At 64.5% G+C, this 17,226-nt stretch carries 13 protein-coding genes; 1 reads left to right on the top strand and 12 read right to left on the bottom strand.

All coding sequences use genetic code 11. From position 1 onward, the window contains the following. Nucleotides 1-2 precede the first annotated feature (2 nt). The 10 genes from rpsS to rpsL all read right to left on the bottom strand — a co-directional run bounded on the left by rpsS (nt 3) and on the right by rpsL (nt 7,444). The gene (gene rpsS / locus N1F91_RS11550; RefSeq protein WP_126701534.1) at nt 3-281 is read right to left on the bottom strand and encodes a 30S ribosomal protein S19; all 279 of its coding nucleotides are present in this window, start codon (nt 279-281) and stop codon (nt 3-5) included. A gap of 14 nt (nt 282-295) precedes the next feature. Beyond that, entirely contained in the window at nt 296-1,129 is an 834-nt protein-coding gene (gene rplB / locus N1F91_RS11545) for a 50S ribosomal protein L2 (protein ID WP_289992304.1), read from the bottom strand. Nucleotides 1,130-1,147: 18 nt separating this feature from the next. Beyond that, nucleotides 1,148-1,441 carry a 50S ribosomal protein L23 gene (locus N1F91_RS11540; protein ID WP_187972037.1) on the bottom strand — a complete coding sequence of 98 codons (294 nt, stop codon included), beginning with the start codon at nt 1,439-1,441 and terminating at the stop codon, nt 1,148-1,150. Beyond that, entirely contained in the window at nt 1,438-2,058 is a 621-nt protein-coding gene (rplD, locus tag N1F91_RS11535; RefSeq protein ID WP_289992303.1) for a 50S ribosomal protein L4, read from the bottom strand. The genes N1F91_RS11540 and rplD overlap by 4 nt, the downstream gene beginning before the upstream one ends. Beyond that, the gene (gene rplC, locus N1F91_RS11530) at nt 2,058-2,765 is read right to left on the bottom strand and encodes a 50S ribosomal protein L3 (RefSeq protein WP_289992302.1); all 708 of its coding nucleotides are present in this window, start codon (nt 2,763-2,765) and stop codon (nt 2,058-2,060) included. The genes rplD and rplC overlap by 1 nt, the downstream gene beginning before the upstream one ends. Before the next feature lie 63 nt (nt 2,766-2,828). Next, nucleotides 2,829-3,137: a 30S ribosomal protein S10 gene (gene rpsJ / locus N1F91_RS11525; protein ID WP_072606015.1), complete on the bottom strand. Its 309-nt coding sequence runs from the start codon at nt 3,135-3,137 to the stop codon at nt 2,829-2,831. A 70-nt stretch (nt 3,138-3,207) separates the two neighbouring features. Continuing rightward, a complete protein-coding gene (gene tuf, locus N1F91_RS11520) occupies nt 3,208-4,383 on the bottom strand; it encodes an elongation factor Tu (RefSeq protein ID WP_289992300.1) in 1,176 nt (391 codons plus the stop codon). Nucleotides 4,384-4,449: 66 nt separating this feature from the next. Beyond that, the gene (gene fusA, locus N1F91_RS11515; RefSeq protein ID WP_289992298.1) at nt 4,450-6,540 is read right to left on the bottom strand and encodes an elongation factor G; all 2,091 of its coding nucleotides are present in this window, start codon (nt 6,538-6,540) and stop codon (nt 4,450-4,452) included. A gap of 34 nt (nt 6,541-6,574) precedes the next feature. Then, on the bottom strand, nt 6,575-7,045 hold the full coding sequence (rpsG, locus tag N1F91_RS11510) for a 30S ribosomal protein S7 (protein ID WP_126702528.1): 471 nt from the start codon (nt 7,043-7,045) through the stop codon (nt 6,575-6,577). 27 nt (nt 7,046-7,072) lie between these two features. After that, the gene (gene rpsL, locus N1F91_RS11505; protein WP_024585419.1) at nt 7,073-7,444 is read right to left on the bottom strand and encodes a 30S ribosomal protein S12; all 372 of its coding nucleotides are present in this window, start codon (nt 7,442-7,444) and stop codon (nt 7,073-7,075) included. A gap of 475 nt (nt 7,445-7,919) precedes the next feature. Between rpsL and N1F91_RS11500 the strand changes: the two genes are divergently transcribed. Beyond that, nucleotides 7,920-8,201 (top strand): transcriptional regulator, encoded by a 282-nt coding sequence (locus N1F91_RS11500; RefSeq protein WP_289992289.1) that lies wholly within the window; start codon nt 7,920-7,922, stop codon nt 8,199-8,201. Nucleotides 8,202-8,601: 400 nt separating this feature from the next. Here the strand turns inward: N1F91_RS11500 and rpoC are convergent, their stop codons facing one another. Together rpoC and rpoB are read right to left on the bottom strand one after the other, a co-directional pair. Then, a complete protein-coding gene (rpoC, locus tag N1F91_RS11495) occupies nt 8,602-12,801 on the bottom strand; it encodes a DNA-directed RNA polymerase subunit beta' (protein WP_289992288.1) in 4,200 nt (1,399 codons plus the stop codon). A 177-nt stretch (nt 12,802-12,978) separates the two neighbouring features. Beyond that, entirely contained in the window at nt 12,979-17,115 is a 4,137-nt protein-coding gene (gene rpoB, locus N1F91_RS11490) for a DNA-directed RNA polymerase subunit beta (protein ID WP_289992285.1), read from the bottom strand. Nucleotides 17,116-17,226: the final 111 nt, after the last annotated feature.

Below are 17,226 nucleotides of genomic sequence, written 5' to 3'. Positions count from 1 at the left end.
GATTACTTCCTCTTCGACTTCTTGTCCGCGCCGTGCCCGTAATAGGTCCGGGTCGGCGAGAACTCGCCGAACTTGTGCCCGACCATGTCTTCCGACACGTTGACGGGGATGTGCTTCTGGCCGTTGTAGACACCGAAGGTGAGGCCGACGAACTGCGGCAGGATCGTGGAGCGGCGGCTCCACATCTTGATCACCTCGTTGCGGCCGCTGTCACGGACCTTCTCTGCCTTCTTCAGCAGATAGCCGTCGATGAACGGGCCTTTCCAGACTGAACGGGTCACGTCTCTACCTCTTCTTAGCTCTTGCGCGCGTGGCGCGAGCGCATGATGAACTTGTCGGTCGCCTTGTTGGACCGCGTCCGCTTGCCCTTCGTCGGCTTGCCCCACGGGGAGACCGGATGACGGCCGCCGGAGGTGCGGCCTTCGCCGCCGCCGTGCGGATGGTCGACCGGGTTCATCGCCACGCCGCGGTTGTGCGGACGCTTGCCGCGCCAGCGGGTGCGACCGGCCTTGCCGTCGTTGATGTTGCCGTGGTCCGGGTTGGACACGGCACCGACGGTGGCCATGCAGGAGCCGTGAACGATGCGCTGTTCGCCCGAGTTCAGGCGCAGGATCGCCATGCCCTGGTCGCGGCCGACGAGCTGCACGTAAGCACCGGCCGAACGGGCGATCTGGCCGCCCTTGCCCGGCTTGAGCTCGACATTGTGCACGATCGTGCCGACCGGCATGGCCGACAGCGGCATCGCGTTGCCCGGCTTCACGTCGGCGCTTTCGCCGGCGATCACCTTGTCGCCCGCCACCAGGCGCTGCGGCGCCAGGATGTAGGAAAGCTCGCCGTCCTCGTAGCGGATGAGCGCGATGAAGGCGGTGCGGTTCGGGTCATACTCCAGGCGCTCGACGGTCGCGACCATGTCGAACTTGCGGCGCTTGAAATCGATGATGCGATACGTGCGCTTGTGACCGCCGCCGATGAAGCGGGCCGTCACGCGGCCGTAGTTGTTGCGGCCACCGGACTTGGTCAGGCCCTCGGTGAGGCCCTTGACCGGCTTGCCCTTGTAGAGGCCGGAGCGGTCGACGATCACCAGCTGGCGCTGGCTGGGCGTCACCGGATTGTACTTCTTGAGTGCCATATCGTTACCTCAAGCCTCTCAGAGACCGGTTGCGACGTCGATGGAGTGGCCTTCGGCCAGCGTCACGACCGCCTTCTTGACATCACTCAGGCGGCCGACGGTGCCGCGGAAGCGCTTCACCTTGCCCTTGCGGACCTGGGTGTTCACGGCGCGGACCTTGACCCCGAACAGCGCCTCGACGGCGGCCTTGATCTCCGGCTTCGTCGCCTTGCGGGCGACGTTGAAGACCACCTGGTTGAACTCGGAGGCCATCGTGGACTTTTCGGTGATCGCCGGGCTGACGATCACATCGTAGTGGCGAAGGTCAGTCATTTGAAGCGCTCCTCGAGAGCCTCGACCGCCGCCTTCGAGAGGACGAGCGTGCCGCGGCGCAGAATGTCGTAGACGTTGATGCCCTGGATCGGCAGCACGTCGATGTTCGGGATGTTGGCCGCAGCGCGCTTGAAGCCCGCATCGACCTCGGCACCGCCGATCATCAGCGCATTCGACAGGCCGAGCGACGTCAGGCTCTGCAGCAGCGCCTTCGTCTTGGCCTCGCTCAGCGCCAGCTCATCGACGACGATCAGGCTGGACGACTTCACCTTGGCCGAAAGCGCGTGCTTGAGGCCAAGCGCGCGGACCTTCTTGGGAAGGTCGTGCTCGTGGCTGCGGACGACCGGGCCGTGGGCCTTGCCGCCGCCGCGGAACTGCGGTGCGCGGGCGGAGTGGTGGCGGGCGCGGCCCGTACCCTTCTGCTTGTACATCTTGGCGCCGGTGCGGGCGATCTCGGACCGCCCCTTCGCCTTGTGGGTACCCTGGTGCTTCTTGGCGAGCTGCCAGCGCACCACGCGCTGCAGGATGTCCTCGCGGGGGTCGAGACCGAAGATCTCGTCCGAAAGGGAAACCTGCCCGGCGTCGCCGCCGCTCAGCGTCGTAATCTTGATGTCCATCACGCGGCTCCTTCGACGGCCGGAGCTTCATTCTTGGCCCGCAGCGCAGCCGGCTTCGGCGCATTGTCGGGCAGAGAGGCTTTCACCGCGTCGCGAACCAGGATCCAGGCGCCCTTGGAGCCGGGAACGGCGCCGCGGATGAGGATCAGGCCGCGATCCGTGTCGGTCGACACGATCTCGACGTTCTGCGTCGTGACGCGGGTGTCGCCCATGTGTCCGGCCATCTTCTTGCCCTTGAACACCTTGCCGGGGTCCTGGCGCTGACCGGTCGAGCCATGCGTGCGGTGCGACACCGAGTTGCCGTGCGTCGCGCGACCACCACCGAAGTTGTGCCGCTTGATGACGCCCTGGAAGCCCTTGCCGATCGAGGTACCCGTCACGTCGACCTTCTGGCCGGCGACGAAGTGATCGGCAGTGATCTCGGAGCCGACCTCGAGCATGAACTCGGGGGAGACGCGGAACTCGGCGACCTTCGACTTCGGCTCGACCGACGCGGTCGCGAAATGGCCGCGCATCGACTTCGACGTGTTCTTCACCTTGGCGAGCCCGACACCGAGCTGCACGGCGGTGTAGCCGTTCTTTTCCTGGGTGCGCTGTGCAACGACCTGACAGTTCTCCATCCGGAGGACCGTGACGGGCACATGTTCGCCCGCGTCGTTGTAGATGCGCGTCATCCCGATTTTCTGTGCGATAACACCTGAACGCATCGGTTCGAATTCCTTTTCAGGGTTCCAGGCCCGGGTAGCCCCTGCCTGCCTTTTGCCCGCTGCTTAGAGCTTGATCTCGACGTCGACGCCGGCGGCGAGGTCGAGCTTCATGAGAGCGTCCACCGTCTGCGGCGTCGGGTCGACGATGTCGAGGAGCCGCTTGTGGGTACGCATCTCGAACTGCTCGCGGCTCTTCTTGTCGATGTGAGGCGAGCGGTTGACAGTGAATTTTTCGATCCGCGTCGGCAGCGGAACCGGGCCGCGAACGCTGGCGCCGGTGCGCTTGGCCGTCGAGACGATCTCGCGCGTGGAAGCGTCGAGAACGCGATGGTCGAACGCTTTCAGGCGAATGCGGATGTTCTGACCGTTCATGCGTCAATTCCTTCAGATCTTTCGCGGGCGCGGGCGATGCCCGCCCGCGACAGACCGTTTATTCTTCTTGTTACTCGACGATGGTGGCGACGATGCCCGAGCCGACGGTGCGACCGCCTTCACGGATGGCGAAGCGCAGCTTCTCTTCCATGGCGATCGGCACGATCAGCGTGACGTCGACGGCCAGGTTGTCGCCCGGCATCACCATTTCCGTGCCTTCCGGCAGCGTCACCACGCCCGTCACGTCGGTCGTGCGGAAGTAGAACTGCGGACGGTAGTTGGTGAAGAACGGCGTGTGGCGGCCGCCCTCGTCCTTGGTCAGGATGTAGACCTCGGCCTTGAACTTGGTGTGCGGCTTCACCGAACCCGGCTTGCACAGCACCTGGCCGCGCTCCACGCCCTCGCGGTCCACGCCGCGCAGCAGCGCGCCGATGTTGTCGCCGGCCTGGCCCTGGTCGAGCAGCTTGCGGAACATCTCGACGCCCGTCACCGTCGTCGACGTCGTCGCGCGGATGCCCACGATCTCGACCGTCTCGCCGACCTTGACGATGCCGCGCTCGACGCGACCCGTCACCACCGTGCCGCGGCCCGAGATCGAGAACACGTCCTCGATCGGCATCAGGAAGGGCTGGTCGACCGGACGCTCCGGCGTCGGGATGTAGGCGTCGACCGCCTCCATCAGCTTGCGAACCGCGTCCTCGCCGATCTCCTTCTGCTTGTCCTCGAGGGCGCAGACCGCCGAGCCGGCAACGATCGGAATGTCGTCGCCCGGGAACTCGTACATCGACAGCAGCTCGCGAACCTCGAGCTCGACCAGCTCGAGAAGTTCCGGATCGTCGACGAGATCGACCTTGTTCAGGAACACCACGATCGAAGGCACGCCGACCTGGCGGGCGAGCAGGATGTGCTCGCGCGTCTGCGGCATCGGGCCGTCGGCGGCCGAGACCACCAGGATCGCGCCGTCCATCTGCGCGGCACCCGTGATCATGTTCTTGACGTAGTCGGCGTGGCCCGGGCAGTCGACGTGGGCGTAGTGGCGCGCCGCCGTCTCGTATTCCACGTGCGCCGTCGAGATCGTGATGCCGCGCGCCTTCTCCTCCGGAGCGGCGTCGATCTGGTCGTACGCCTTGTACTCGCCGAAGTACTTCGTGATCGCAGCCGTCAGGGACGTCTTGCCATGGTCGACGTGACCGATCGTGCCGATGTTCACATGAGGCTTGGTGCGCTCGAATTTACCTTTTGCCATGTGAGGTCTCCATTTCTGCTGCCCGCGAGGGGCGTTGAAGTCGGTTTATTGCCAATCCCGCGGGATTTACGCGTATTTCTTCTGGATTTCCTGCGCGACAGCGTTCGGCACCGGTTCGTAGTGATCGAACAGCATCGTGTACTGGGCGCGGCCCTGCGACATCGAGCGCAGGTTGTCGACGTACTTGAACATGTTGGCCAGCGGCACCATCGCGTTGATGACGGCAGCGTTGCCGCGTGCCTCCTGGCCCTGGATCTGGCCGCGGCGGCCGTTGAGGTCGCCGATGACCGAACCCACGTAGTCTTCCGGCGTGACGACCTCGACCTTCATGATCGGCTCGAGCAGCTGGGCACCGGCCTTCTGCGCACCCTCGCGGAACGCCGCGCGGGATGCGATCTCGAAGGCGAGAACCGAGGAGTCGACGTCGTGGAAGGCGCCGTCGATCAGGGTGGCCTTCACGCCCAGCATCGGGAAGCCCGCGACCGGACCCGACGACATGACGCTCTGGATGCCCTTCTGGACGCCCGGGATGTATTCCTTCGGCACCGAACCGCCGACGATCTTGGACTCGAACACGAAGTCCTCGCCCGCCGGGTTCGGCTCGAAGATGATCTTGACGCGGGCGAACTGGCCCGTGCCGCCGGTCTGCTTCTTGTGCGTGTAGTCGATCTCGGCGACCTTGGTGATCGTCTCGCGATAGGCGACCTGCGGGGCGCCGACATTCGCCTCGACCTTGAACTCGCGGCGCATGCGGTCGACGATGATGTCGAGATGCAGCTCGCCCATGCCGGCGATGATCGTCTGGCCGGATTCCTCGTCGGTCTTGACGCGGAAGGACGGATCCTCGGCGGCCAGGCGGTTGAGGGCGAGGCCCATCTTCTCCTGGTCGCCCTTAGTCTTCGGCTCGATCGCGATCTGGATGACCGGATCGGGGAACTCCATGCGCTCCAGGATGACCGGCTTCAGCGGGTCGCAGAGCGTGTCGCCCGTGGTCGTGTCCTTGAGGCCGGCCAGCGCGACGATGTCGCCGGCGAAGGCCTCCTCGATGTCCTCGCGGGAGTTGGAATGCATCTGCAGCATGCGGCCGATGCGCTCCTTCTTCCCCTTCACCGTGTTGTCGAGCGAGATGCCCTTGGTGAGCTTGCCCGAATAGATGCGGCAGAAGGTGAGCGAGCCGACGAACGGGTCGTTCATGATCTTGAAGGCGAGCATCGACAGAGGCTCTTCGTCGGACGACTTGCGCACGATCTCGGCTTCGGTCTTGGGGTCAACGCCCTTGATGTCCGGAACCTGGTTCGGCGCCGGCAGGTAGTCGACCACGGCGTCGAGCAGCGGCTGTACGCCCTTGTTCTTGAAAGCCGAGCCGCAGAACATCGGGAAGAACTTGACCGCGATCGTGCCCTTGCGGACCAGCGAGCGAAGTTCGTCGTGCGACGGCAGTTCGCCGTCGAGGTAGCGCTCCAGTGCGCCCTCGTCCATCTCGACCGCGGCTTCCACGAGCTTCTCGCGGAATTCCTCGGCGCGAGCCTGCATGTCGGCCGGAATCTCGACCACGTCCCATTCGGCGCCGAGGTTCTCGGACCTCCAGACGAGCGCCTTCATCTCGACGAGGTCGATGACGCCGGCGAAGTCGTTCTCCGCGCCGATCGGCAGCTGCATGACGACGGCCTGCGCACCGAGGCGCGAGCCGATCATCTCGTAGGAGCGATAGAAATCGGCACCGATCTTGTCCATCTTGTTGCAGAAGATGAGACGCGGCACGTGATACTTGTCCGCCTGGCGCCAGACGGTCTCCGTCTGAGGCTCCACACCGGCATTGGCGTCGAGAAGCGCGATGGCACCGTCGAGAACGCGCAGCGAACGCTCGACTTCGATGGTGAAATCGACGTGGCCCGGCGTGTCGATGATGTTGAAGCGGCGCATCTTGCCGTCGCGACCGGTCCAGTAGGTGGTCGTCGCGGCCGACGTGATCGTGATGCCGCGCTCCTGCTCCTGCTCCATCCAGTCCATCGTGGCGGCGCCGTCATGGACTTCGCCGATCTTGTGGGACTTGCCGGTGTAGTAGAGGACGCGCTCGGTCGTCGTGGTCTTGCCGGCGTCGATGTGCGCCATGATACCGAAATTTCGGTAGTCTTCGATCTTGTACTCGCGGGCCATGGGAGGTGCCTCTCGCTTGCTATTCGACCTGGGATTACCAGCGGTAGTGCGCGAAGGCGCGGTTGGCTTCCGCCATCCGGTGCGTGTCTTCGCGCTTCTTGACGGCGGTGCCGCGGTTGTTGGCCGCGTCCATGAGCTCGCCGGACAGCCGGTCAACCATGGTGGTCTCGTTGCGACCGCGGGCAGCCGTGATCAGCCACCGGATGGCCAGCGCCTGGCGGCGCTCCGGGCGCACATCGACGGGAACCTGATAGGTGGCGCCGCCGACGCGACGCGACCGGACTTCCACGTGCGGAGCGACATTGTCGAGCGCCTGATGGAAGACCGTCACCGGCTCCTGCTTCGTCTTGGCCTGGACCTGATCCAGCGCGCCGTACACGATGGTCTCGGCGATGGACTTCTTGCCGTGATGCATGACGGCATTCATGAACTTGGTGACGATCAGGTCGCCGAACTTCGGGTCCGGGTTGATCTCACGCTTCTCTGCACTGTGACGACGGGACATGGGTCTCTTTGCCTCGCTAAGCTCTGGTCACTTCGGACGCTTCGCGCCGTACTTGGACCGGCGCTGCTTGCGGTTTTTGACGCCCTGGGTATCGAGCACGCCGCGGATGATGTGGTAACGCACGCCCGGAAGATCCTTCACGCGGCCGCCGCGGATCATGACCACGGAGTGCTCCTGAAGGTTGTGACCTTCGCCGGGGATGTAGCCGATCACTTCGAAGCCATTGACGAGGCGGATCTTCGCAACCTTGCGGAGCGCCGAGTTCGGCTTCTTCGGCGTCGTCGTATAGACGCGCGTGCAGACGCCACGCTTCTGCGGGTTGGCCTGCATGGCCGGAACCTTGTTGCGCTTCACCGGCGCAATGCGCGGCTTGCGGATCAGCTGGTTTACGGTAGGCATTCAACCTTCCCTCTTTTTCAAATCCGTGTCCAAAGCCCGTTTCAGGGCCGTCAGAAGCGCCGCTTCCATACGCAAATTCGGGCCAAAAACCGCCATCGCGGTCCTGCCCGAACAAAAAGCAGAGGAAGCGCAACGCGCTTCGTGCATGCCGGAAATGTCGTCGCTCGTAAAACGAACCCTGTTTGAGACGAACTTCAGAGCGTGTCGCTCCGAAAGGCCAAGTCTCACATCGGCTCAGACGAGGCGGCTTCTAACCCCAACGACCGCCATCGTCAAGCCCGCAGCGCGAGTTTTCGCTTCGAACACGCCAACGGAGCGCAGCCGGCGGCCGAAATGTGGATTTCTTACGAAATCGAGGCGCTGCGAAATGGAATGTGACTATACACGGCCTGTCACATCCGGCCTATCGGTGCGACTATAACAATAGGCGGGGCAACCACTCCCTTAACCCATAGCGATTCGGAAGCTTATATAGATGAACGACAACGAAGCTCGCCCCGTGACGATCATTACCGGCCGGGTCTGGCGACGGAAGGGCGGCGATTCGGAAGGGGTTCATGTCCTTCTTATCGCGCCGGACGACGACACGGCGGTGCGAGTCGCCCTCGAATCGCTCGCTCGCGAAGGCTACGCGGAAGCCGAGTTCGACCAGATCGGCGACCTCGACGGAATCCCCGACGACGAGCCGCATCTGTCGGCCTACCAGGGCGCGATCGAGGGCGAAGTCTCGGTCGTCACGTTCGACGAGCCGGCCTGACGCTTCGTCCATTCCCCTGTGCATTCGCTGCCTGAAAGGCCGGTCGCTCGGCAACTGCGGCAATCGCATAAAAAAAGGCCGTCCGGCGGGGCATTGTCCGGACGGCCAGAATGCGGCTGGGAGGTCATTGACCCGATCGACTGCCGCGCCTTCTTCTCTAGCGCGGCTGTTGTCACGCCGTATGTGAGCTACTTCACTCAGAGCGAAAGCGTTCCATGAAGCAGCTCCGGCGTGCCGCAAAGGGCCCGGATCCCCTCACGGATCGATACGATCTCGGCGGCAAGGTCCGGCCATCGTCCGGCGACCTGCATTCTCCGCTCGCGGTTCTGCCGACCCCTTGAAATGCAAAGGCCGCCGGATGGATCCGGCGGCCCTTGTTCGTCGATCGGGAAACGATCGCCTATTCGGCGGGCGTCCGCGACATGTCGGCCAGCATCGGCTCGGCCATCTCCACGCCCGATGCCTTGCGGCGCTCGTCGAGGATGAGTTCGTCGCGGGCCTTGGCGATGCGCCGGATCTGGCTCATCGTCCCACCCGTGCCGGCCGGGATGAGGCGGCCGACGATGACGTTCTCCTTCAGGCCCTGCAGCGTGTCGGTCTTGCCGGCCACGGCAGCCTCCGTCAGCACGCGGGTCGTCTCCTGGAAGGAGGCGGCCGAGATGAAGGATGGCGTCTGCAGCGAGGCCTTGGTAATGCCGAGCAGGACCGGCTGGCCCTGCGCCGGCTTCTTGCCGTCTTCGACCAGCCGCTCGTTGATCTCGTCGAACTCGATCACGTCGACATGGTCGCCCGGGATGTACACCGAGTCGCCCTGCTCCGTGATCTCGATCTTCTGCAGCATCTGGCGAACGATCACCTCGATGTGCTTGTCGTTGATCAACACGCCCTGCAGCCGGTAGACTTCCTGGATCTCGTTGACGAGGTAGGAGGCCAGCGCCTCCACGCCCTTGATCGCCAGGATGTCGTGCGGCGCCGGGTTGCCGTCGAGGATGTAGTCGCCCTTCTCGATCGCGTCGCCGTCCTGGAGATGGAATGGCTTGCCCTTCGGGATGAGATACTCCACCGGCTCCGCGCCTTCCTCGTGCGGCTCGATGATGATGCGGCGCTTGTTCTTGTAGTCGCGTCCGAACCGCACCGTGCCGTCGATCTCGGCGATGATGGCATGGTCCTTCGGCCGACGGGCCTCGAACAGTTCCGCCACGCGCGGCAGACCGCCCGTGATGTCCTTGGTCTTGGCGCTTTCCATCGGGATACGCGCGACGACGTCGCCCGGCCGCACCTGCGAGCCCGGCTCCACCGACAGGACCGCTTCCACCGAGAGCATGAAGCGGGCGTCGCCACCCTTGGCGAGCTTGCCCACCTTGCCCTTGGCGTCGAGGATGGTGATCGCCGGCTTGAGGTCCGAGCCGCGCGGCGTCGACCGCCAGTCGATGACCTCGCGCTTGGTGATGCCGGTCGATTCGTCGGTCGTCTCCTGCACGGAGATACCGTCGACCAGATCCTCGAACTCCGCCCTGCCCTCGATTTCCGTGAGGATCGGACGGGTATAGGGATCCCACTCGGCCACGCGCTGGCCGCGCTTCACCTTGTCGCCCTCGTCCACGAAGATGCGCGAACCATAGGTGACGCGGTGGACCGCCCGCTCCTTGCCGCCCTCGTCGAGGATGACGATGGCCATGTTGCGGCCCATGACAACCAGATGGCCGTCGGAGTTGCGCACCACGTTGCGGTTGCGGATCTGGACCGTGCCCTCGTAGGAGGCTTCGAGGAATGAGCTGTCGACCACCTGGGCCGTGCCGCCCATGTGGAAGGTACGCATGGTGAGCTGTGTGCCCGGTTCGCCGATCGACTGCGCGGCGATGACGCCCACCGCCTCGCCCTGGTTGACGGGGGTGCCCCGCGCCAGGTCGCGGCCGTAGCAGACGGCGCAGACGCCGACCTTCACCTCGCAGGTGAGCGCCGAGCGGATGCGGATCGTCTGGATGCCCGCCTTCTCGATCGCCTCGACGTCACGCTCGTCCATCAGCGTACCGGCCTTGACGATCAGGTCACCAGAGACCGGGTGGTTGATGTCGTCGAGCGCCGTGCGGCCGAGAACGCGCTGGCCGAGCGAGGCCACCACCTGTCCGGCATCCACGATCGGCTGCATGGTCAGGCCCTTGTCGGTGCCGCAGTCGACCGCGTTGACGATGCAGTCCTGCGCCACGTCGACGAGGCGACGCGTCAGATAGCCCGAGTTGGCCGTCTTCAGCGCGGTGTCGGCCAGGCCCTTGCGGGCGCCGTGGGTGGAGTTGAAGTACTCCAGAACGGTCAGGCCTTCCTTGAAGTTCGAGATGATCGGCGTCTCGATGATCTCGCCCGACGGCTTGGCCATCAGGCCGCGCATGCCGGCAAGCTGACGCATCTGGGTCGGAGACCCGCGCGCGCCGGAGTGCGACATCATGTAGATCGAGTTCATCGGCTTCTGCCGCCCGTCGGGGGTGAACTCGACCGCCTTGATGCGGCCCATCATCTCCTCGGCGACCTTCTCCGAGCACTTCGCCCAGGCGTCCACCACCTTGTTGTACTTTTCGCCCTGGGTGATCAGGCCGTCATTGTACTGCTGCTCGTATTCCTTGGCGAGCGCCTCGGTCTTCGCGACGAGTTCGGCTTTCGCGTCCGGGATCAGCATGTCGTCCTTGCCGAACGAAATGCCGGCACGGCAGGCATGGCCGAAGCCGAGCTGCATGATGCGATCGCAGAAGATCACCGTCTCCTTCTGGCCGCAGTGGCGATAGACCGTGTCGATCATCCGGGAGATGTTCTTCTTTGTCATCTCCTGGTTGCAGGTATCGAACGGAACGTTGACGTTCTTTGGCAGAAGCTCGCCGATGATCATCCGGCCTGGAGTCGTCTCGTAGATCTTGGACGTCGGCTTGCCCTGCGCATCGACGGTCTTGAAACGACCGCGGATCTTGGTGTGCAGCGTCACAGCCTTGGTCTCGAGCGCGTGATGGAGCTCGCCCATGTCGGCGAAAACCATCCCCTCGCCCGGTTCGTTCTGGTTGACGATCGACAGGTAGTAGAGACCCAGCACCATGTCCTGCGACGGCACGATGATGGGCTGGCCGTTCGCGGGATGCAGGATGTTGTTGGTCGACATCATCAGCACGCGGGCCTCGAGCTGGGCTTCCAGCGACAGCGGCACGTGAACCGCCATCTGGTCGCCGTCGAAGTCCGCGTTGAAGGCCGTGCAGACCAGCGGGTGCAGCTGGATCGCCTTGCCTTCGATCAGGGTGGGCTCGAAGGCCTGGATGCCCAGGCGGTGCAGCGTCGGCGCGCGGTTGAGCAGTACCGGATGCTCGCGGATCACCTCGTCGAGGATGTCCCAGACCTCCGGCTTCTCCTTCTCGACCAGCTTCTTGGCCTGCTTGACGGTCGAGGAGTAACCCTTGGCGTCGAGGCGGGCGTAGATGAAGGGCTTGAACAGCTCGAGCGCCATCTTCTTCGGCAGGCCGCACTGGTGCAGCTTCAGCTCCGGGCCGGTCACGATGACAGAGCGGCCGGAATAGTCGACGCGCTTGCCGAGCAGGTTCTGGCGGAAGCGGCCCTGCTTGCCCTTCAGCATGTCGGACAGCGACTTCAGCGGACGCTTGTTGGCGCCCGTGATGACGCGGCCGCGGCGGCCGTTGTCGAACAGCGCGTCGACGGCCTCCTGCAGCATGCGCTTCTCGTTGCGGATGATGATGCCGGGCGCGCGCAGCTCGATCAGCCGCTTCAGGCGGTTGTTGCGGTTGATGACGCGGCGGTAGAGGTCGTTCAGGTCCGACGTCGCGAAGCGGCCGCCGTCCAGCGGAACCAGCGGACGCAGGTCCGGCGGGATCACCGGGATGATCTTCATGATCATCCACTCCGGACGGTTGCCGGACTCCATGAAGTTCTCGACCACCTTCAGCCGCTTCAGAAGCTTCTTCTGCTTGAGGTCGGACGTCGTCGTGGCGAGGTCGTCGCGCAGCTGCACGGCGATCTTGTCGAGTTCCATCGAGGCCAGCAGCTCGTGGATCGCCTCGGCGCCGATCATGGCGGTGAAGGAATCCTCACCGAAATTGTCGACGGCGGCCATGTAGTCCTCTTCCGACAGCAGCTGGTGCTGCTTGAGGTCGGTGAGGCCCGGCTCGGTGACGATGTAGTTCTCGAAATAGAGGACGCGCTCGATGTCCTTCAGCGTCATGTCCAGCAGCGTGCCGATGCGCGAGGGCAGCGACTTCAGGAACCAGATGTGCGCGACGGGCGCTGCGAGCTCGATGTGGCCCATGCGCTCGCGGCGCACGCGCGACAGCGTGACTTCCACGCCGCACTTCTCGCAGATGATGCCCTTGTACTTCATGCGCTTGTACTTGCCGCACAGGCACTCGTAGTCCTTGATCGGGCCGAAGATGCGCGCGCAGAACAGGCCGTCACGCTCGGGCTTGAACGTACGGTAGTTGATCGTCTCGGGCTTCTTGATCTCGCCGTAGGACCACGACAGGATCTTGTCGGGGCTGGCCAGCGAGATCCGGATCGAATCGAACGTCTGCGCCGGAACCTGCGCGTTGAAGAGATTCATGACCTCTTGGTTCATGCCGTTCTCCTGTTAGGAACCGTCGCCGGCCCCCTTTTCGAAAATCTCCGGGCGTCAGGCCCGGACTACCGGACGACGACGGACGCACGGGTCCCATCGTCGTCTCTGAAGACTTCCCCGCAGCCCCGTCCGGGCGGCAGGAATGGGTGCGCCGGTTACGGCGCACCCGGGGTGCGGTTACTCGGCCGCGTCGGGCAGTCGGGCCTGCGCATCGTCGAGACGGCTGTTCTCGAGTTCGACGCTGAGACCCAGCGAGCGCATTTCCTTGACGAGAACGTTGAAGCTCTCCGGAATGCCGGCCTCGAAGGTGTCGTCGCCGCGCACGATCGCCTCGTACACCTTGGTACGCCCGGCCACGTCGTCCGACTTGACCGTCAGCATCTCCTGCAGCGTGTAGGCCGCGCCGTAGGCTTCCAGCGCCCAGACCTCCATCTCGCCGAAGCGCTGACCGCCGAACTGCGCCTTGCCGCCCAGCGGCTGCTGGGTGACGAGCGAGTAGGGTCCGATCGAACGCGCGTGGATCTTGTCGTCCACCAGGTGGTGCAGCTTGAGCATGTAGATGTAGCCCATCGTCACCTTGCGATCGAACGGCTCGCCCGTGCGTCCGTCGTAGAGCACCGACTGGCCGCTCGTGTGCAGGCCGGCCTGTTCCAGCATCTCGTTGATGTTGGCCTCGTTGGCACCGTCGAAGACCGGCGTGGCGATCGAGACGCCCCGCTTCATCTGGTCGGCGAGCCGCACGATGCTGTCGTCGTCATAGCGGCGCACGGGCTCGTTGCGGTCGTTGTCCGGGATCAGCTCCTCGAGCGTGTCGCGCAGCGGCTGGATTTCGCCGCCGGCACGATAGGCCTCGACGAGATCGCCGATCTTGCGGCCCATGCCCGCGCAGGCCCATCCAAGATGGGTCTCGAGGATCTGGCCCACGTTCATGCGCGACGGCACGCCGAGCGGATTGAGCACGATGTCGGCATGCGTCCCGTCTTCCAGGAACGGCATGTCCTCCACCGGCACGATCCGCGACACGACACCCTTGTTGCCGTGACGGCCGGCCATCTTGTCGCCCGGCTGGATCTTGCGCTTCACAGCGACGAAGACCTTGACCATCTTCATGACGCCGGGGGGCATCTCGTCGCCGCGCTGCACCTTCTCGACCTTGTCCATGAAGCGCTGCTCGAGCGCCTTCTTGGAATCGTCGTACTGTGCGCGAAGCGCCTCGAGTTCGCCCTGCAGCCTCTCGTCCTCGAGAGCGAACTGCCACCACTGCGAGCGCGGATAATCGTCGAGCACGGCCTTCGAGAGGGCGGAGCCCTTCTTGAAGCCCTTGGGCCCGGCAATCGCTTCCTTGCCGTTCAGCATGTCGACCAGGCGCGAATAGACGTTGCGATCGAGGATCGCCTGCTCGTCGTCGCGGTCCTTGGCGAGGCGTTCGATCTCCTCGCGCTCGATCTGCATCGCGCGCTCGTCCTTCTCCACGCCGTGGCGGTTGAAGACGCGCACTTCGACGACCGTGCCGAAGGTCCCGGGCGGCATCCGCATGGAGGTGTCGCGGACATCCGACGCCTTCTCGCCGAAGATGGCGCGCAGGAGCTTCTCCTCCGGCGTCATCGGGCTCTCGCCCTTCGGCGTGATCTTGCCGACCAGGATGTCGCCCGGCGCCACTTCCGCGCCGATGTAGACGATGCCGGCCTCGTCGAGGTTCTTCAGCGCCTCTTCCGACACGTTCGGAATGTCGCGCGTGATCTCCTCCGGTCCGAGCTTGGTATCGCGCGCGGCGACCTCGAACTCCTCGATGTGGATCGAGGTGAAGACGTCGTCCGACACGATCCGCTCGGAGAGCAGGATGGAGTCCTCGTAGTTGTAGCCATTCCACGGCATGAACGCGACGAGCACGTTGCGGCCGAGCGCCAGATCGCCGAGGTCGGTCGACGGACCGTCGGCGATGATGTCGCCCTTCTCGAGCCGGTCGCCCACGCGCACCAGCGGACGCTGGTTGATGCAGGTGTTCTGGTTCGAGCGCTGGAACTTCATCAGGCGATAGATGTCGACGCCCGACTTGCCGGGATCGAGATCCTCGGTCGCGCGGATGACGATACGGGTCGCGTCCACCTGGTCGACGATGCCGGTGCGGCGGGCGGCGATCGCCGCGCCGGAGTCACGCGCCACGATCGGTTCCATGCCGGTGCCCACGAACGGCGCCTCGGCGCGAACCAGCGGCACCGCCTGGCGCTGCATGTTCGAGCCCATCAGCGCGCGGTTGGCGTCGTCGTTCTCGAGGAACGGGATCAGCGCCGCGGCCACCGAGACCATCTGCTTGGGCGACACGTCCATCAGGTCGACGTTCTCGCGCGGAGTCATCATCACCTCGCCGGCGTGGCGGCAGATGACGAACTCCTCGGTGAAGCTGCCCTCCTCGTCGAGAATGGCGTTGGCCTGCGCGACGTAGTGCTTGGCCTCCTCCATCGCCGAGAGATAGACGACCTCGTGGCTGACCTTGCCGTCGATGATCTTGCGGTACGGGCTCTCGATGAAGCCGTACTTGTTGACCCGGGCGAAGGTCGCGAGCGAGTTGATCAGGCCGATGTTCGGGCCTTCCGGCGTCTCGATCGGGCAGATGCGGCCGTAATGCGTGACGTGCACGTCGCGCACCTCGAAACCGGCGCGCTCTCGGGTGAGACCGCCGGGTCCGAGCGCCGACAGGCGGCGCTTGTGGGTGATCTCCGACAGCGGGTTGGTCTGGTCCATGAACTGCGACAGCTGCGAGGAACCGAAGAACTCGCGCACGGCGGCGGCCGCCGGCTTGGCGTTGATCAGGTCCTGCGGCATGACGGTGTCGATCTCGATCGACGACATGCGCTCCTTGATCGCGCGCTCCATGCGCAGCAGGCCGACGCGGTACTGGTTCTCCATCAGCTCGCCGACCGAGCGGACGCGGCGGTTGCCGAGATTGTCGATGTCGTCGATCTCGCCCTTGCCGTCGCGCAGCTCGACCAGCGTGCGGACCACGGCAAGGATGTCCTCCTTGCGCAGCACGCGCACCGTGTCGGCAGCGTCGAGTTCCAGGCGCATGTTCATCTTGACGCGGCCGACGGCCGACAGGTCGTAGCGCTCCGAATCGAAGAACAGCGAGTTGAACATCGCTTCTGCGGTCTCGAGCGTCGGCGGCTCGCCCGGACGCATCACGCGGTAGATGTCGAACAGCGCGTCCTGGCGGCTCTCGTTCTTGTCGACCGCGAGCGTGTTGCGGATATAGGCGCCGATGTTGACGTGGTCGATGTCGAGAACCTGGATTTCATCCAGGCCCGCGTCGAGCAGCACCTTCAGCGTCTTCTCGTCGATCTCGTCGCCGGCCTCGAGGAAGATCTCGCCGGTCTCCGGGTTGACGATGTCTTCGGCGAGATAGCTGCCGTAGACGTCGTCCTGGTTGGCGCGGATGAACTTCAGGCCCTTCTCGCCGAGCTGCCGCGCCTGGCGCGCGGTGATCTTCTTGCCGGCCTCGACCACGACTTCGCCGGTATCGGCGTTGACGAGCTCGGTCACCGCCTTGCGGCCGCGGAAGCGGTCGACGGAGAACGGCAGGCGCCAGCCCTCGCCGTCACGCTCGAAGGCGAGCTTGTTGTAGAAGGTCGACAGGATCTCTTCGCCGTCCATGCCGAGCGCCATCAAAAGCGACGACACCGGAATCTTGCGGCGACGGTCGATGCGCGCATGCACGACGTCCTTCGAGTCGAACTCGATGTCGAGCCAGGAGCCGCGGTACGGGATCACGCGCGCGGCGAACAGCAGCTTGCCCGACGAGTGCGACTTGCCCTTGTCGTGGTCGAAGAACACGCCCGGCGAACGGTGCATCTGCGAGACGATGACGCGCTCTGTGCCGTTGACGATGAAGGTGCCGTTCGACGTCATGAGCGGCATGTCGCCCATGTAGACGTCCTGCTCCTTGATGTCCTTGATCGACTTGGCCCCGGTGTCCTCGTCGATATCGAACACGATCAGGCGCAGCGTCACCTTCAGCGGAGCGGCGTAGGTCAGGTCGCGCTGGCGGCACTCGTCGACGTCGAACTTCGGGTGCTCGAACTCGTACTTGACGAACTCCAGCATCGAGGCGCCCGAGAAGTCGGAGATCGGAAACACTGACTTGAAGACGGCCTGCAGTCCCTCGTCCGGCCGCCCGCCTTCCGGCTCCTCCACCATCAGGAACTGGTCATAGGATGCTTTCTGAACCTCGATGAGGTTCGGCATTTCCGCAACTTCCGGAATCTTTCCGAAGAACTTGCGTACGCGCCTGCGACCGTTGAACGTGTGGGTCTGGGCCATCGTCGCTCCTTGCTGCCATACTGGCTTGTCGTTCGCCGCAGCTTCGAAGGTGCCGCGGTAGTCAAAACAGGTGAAAACCCTTTTCCGGAAGGCCGGTATACGGCCGTCAGG

Origin of the sequence: Aquibium sp. ELW1220, from assembly GCF_030398385.1 — a bacterium.
Lineage (GTDB): Bacteria > Pseudomonadota > Alphaproteobacteria > Rhizobiales > Rhizobiaceae > Aquibium.
This window is presented reverse-complemented; position numbering and strand designations above follow the sequence as displayed.

Excerpts from the sequence above, each read along its gene's own strand:
- rplC (WP_289992302.1), bottom strand. The coding sequence starts at position 2,765 with ATGCGTTCAGGTGTTATCGCACAGAAAATCGGGATGACGCGCATCTAC.
- rplB (WP_289992304.1), bottom strand. The coding sequence starts at position 1,129 with ATGGCACTCAAGAAGTACAATCCGGTGACGCCCAGCCAGCGCCAGCTG.
- rplD (WP_289992303.1), bottom strand. The coding sequence starts at position 2,058 with ATGGACATCAAGATTACGACGCTGAGCGGCGGCGACGCCGGGCAGGTT.
- rpsG (WP_126702528.1), bottom strand. The coding sequence starts at position 7,045 with ATGTCCCGTCGTCACAGTGCAGAGAAGCGTGAGATCAACCCGGACCCG.
- N1F91_RS11500 (WP_289992289.1), top strand. The coding sequence starts at position 7,920 with ATGAACGACAACGAAGCTCGCCCCGTGACGATCATTACCGGCCGGGTC.
- fusA (WP_289992298.1), bottom strand. The coding sequence starts at position 6,540 with ATGGCCCGCGAGTACAAGATCGAAGACTACCGAAATTTCGGTATCATG.
- N1F91_RS11540 (WP_187972037.1), bottom strand. The coding sequence starts at position 1,441 with ATGACTGACCTTCGCCACTACGATGTGATCGTCAGCCCGGCGATCACC.
- rpsJ (WP_072606015.1), bottom strand. The coding sequence starts at position 3,137 with ATGAACGGTCAGAACATCCGCATTCGCCTGAAAGCGTTCGACCATCGC.
- rpoC (WP_289992288.1), bottom strand. The coding sequence starts at position 12,801 with ATGAACCAAGAGGTCATGAATCTCTTCAACGCGCAGGTTCCGGCGCAG.
- tuf (WP_289992300.1), bottom strand. The coding sequence starts at position 4,383 with ATGGCAAAAGGTAAATTCGAGCGCACCAAGCCTCATGTGAACATCGGC.
- rpoB (WP_289992285.1), bottom strand. The coding sequence starts at position 17,115 with ATGGCCCAGACCCACACGTTCAACGGTCGCAGGCGCGTACGCAAGTTC.
- rpsL (WP_024585419.1), bottom strand. The coding sequence starts at position 7,444 with ATGCCTACCGTAAACCAGCTGATCCGCAAGCCGCGCATTGCGCCGGTG.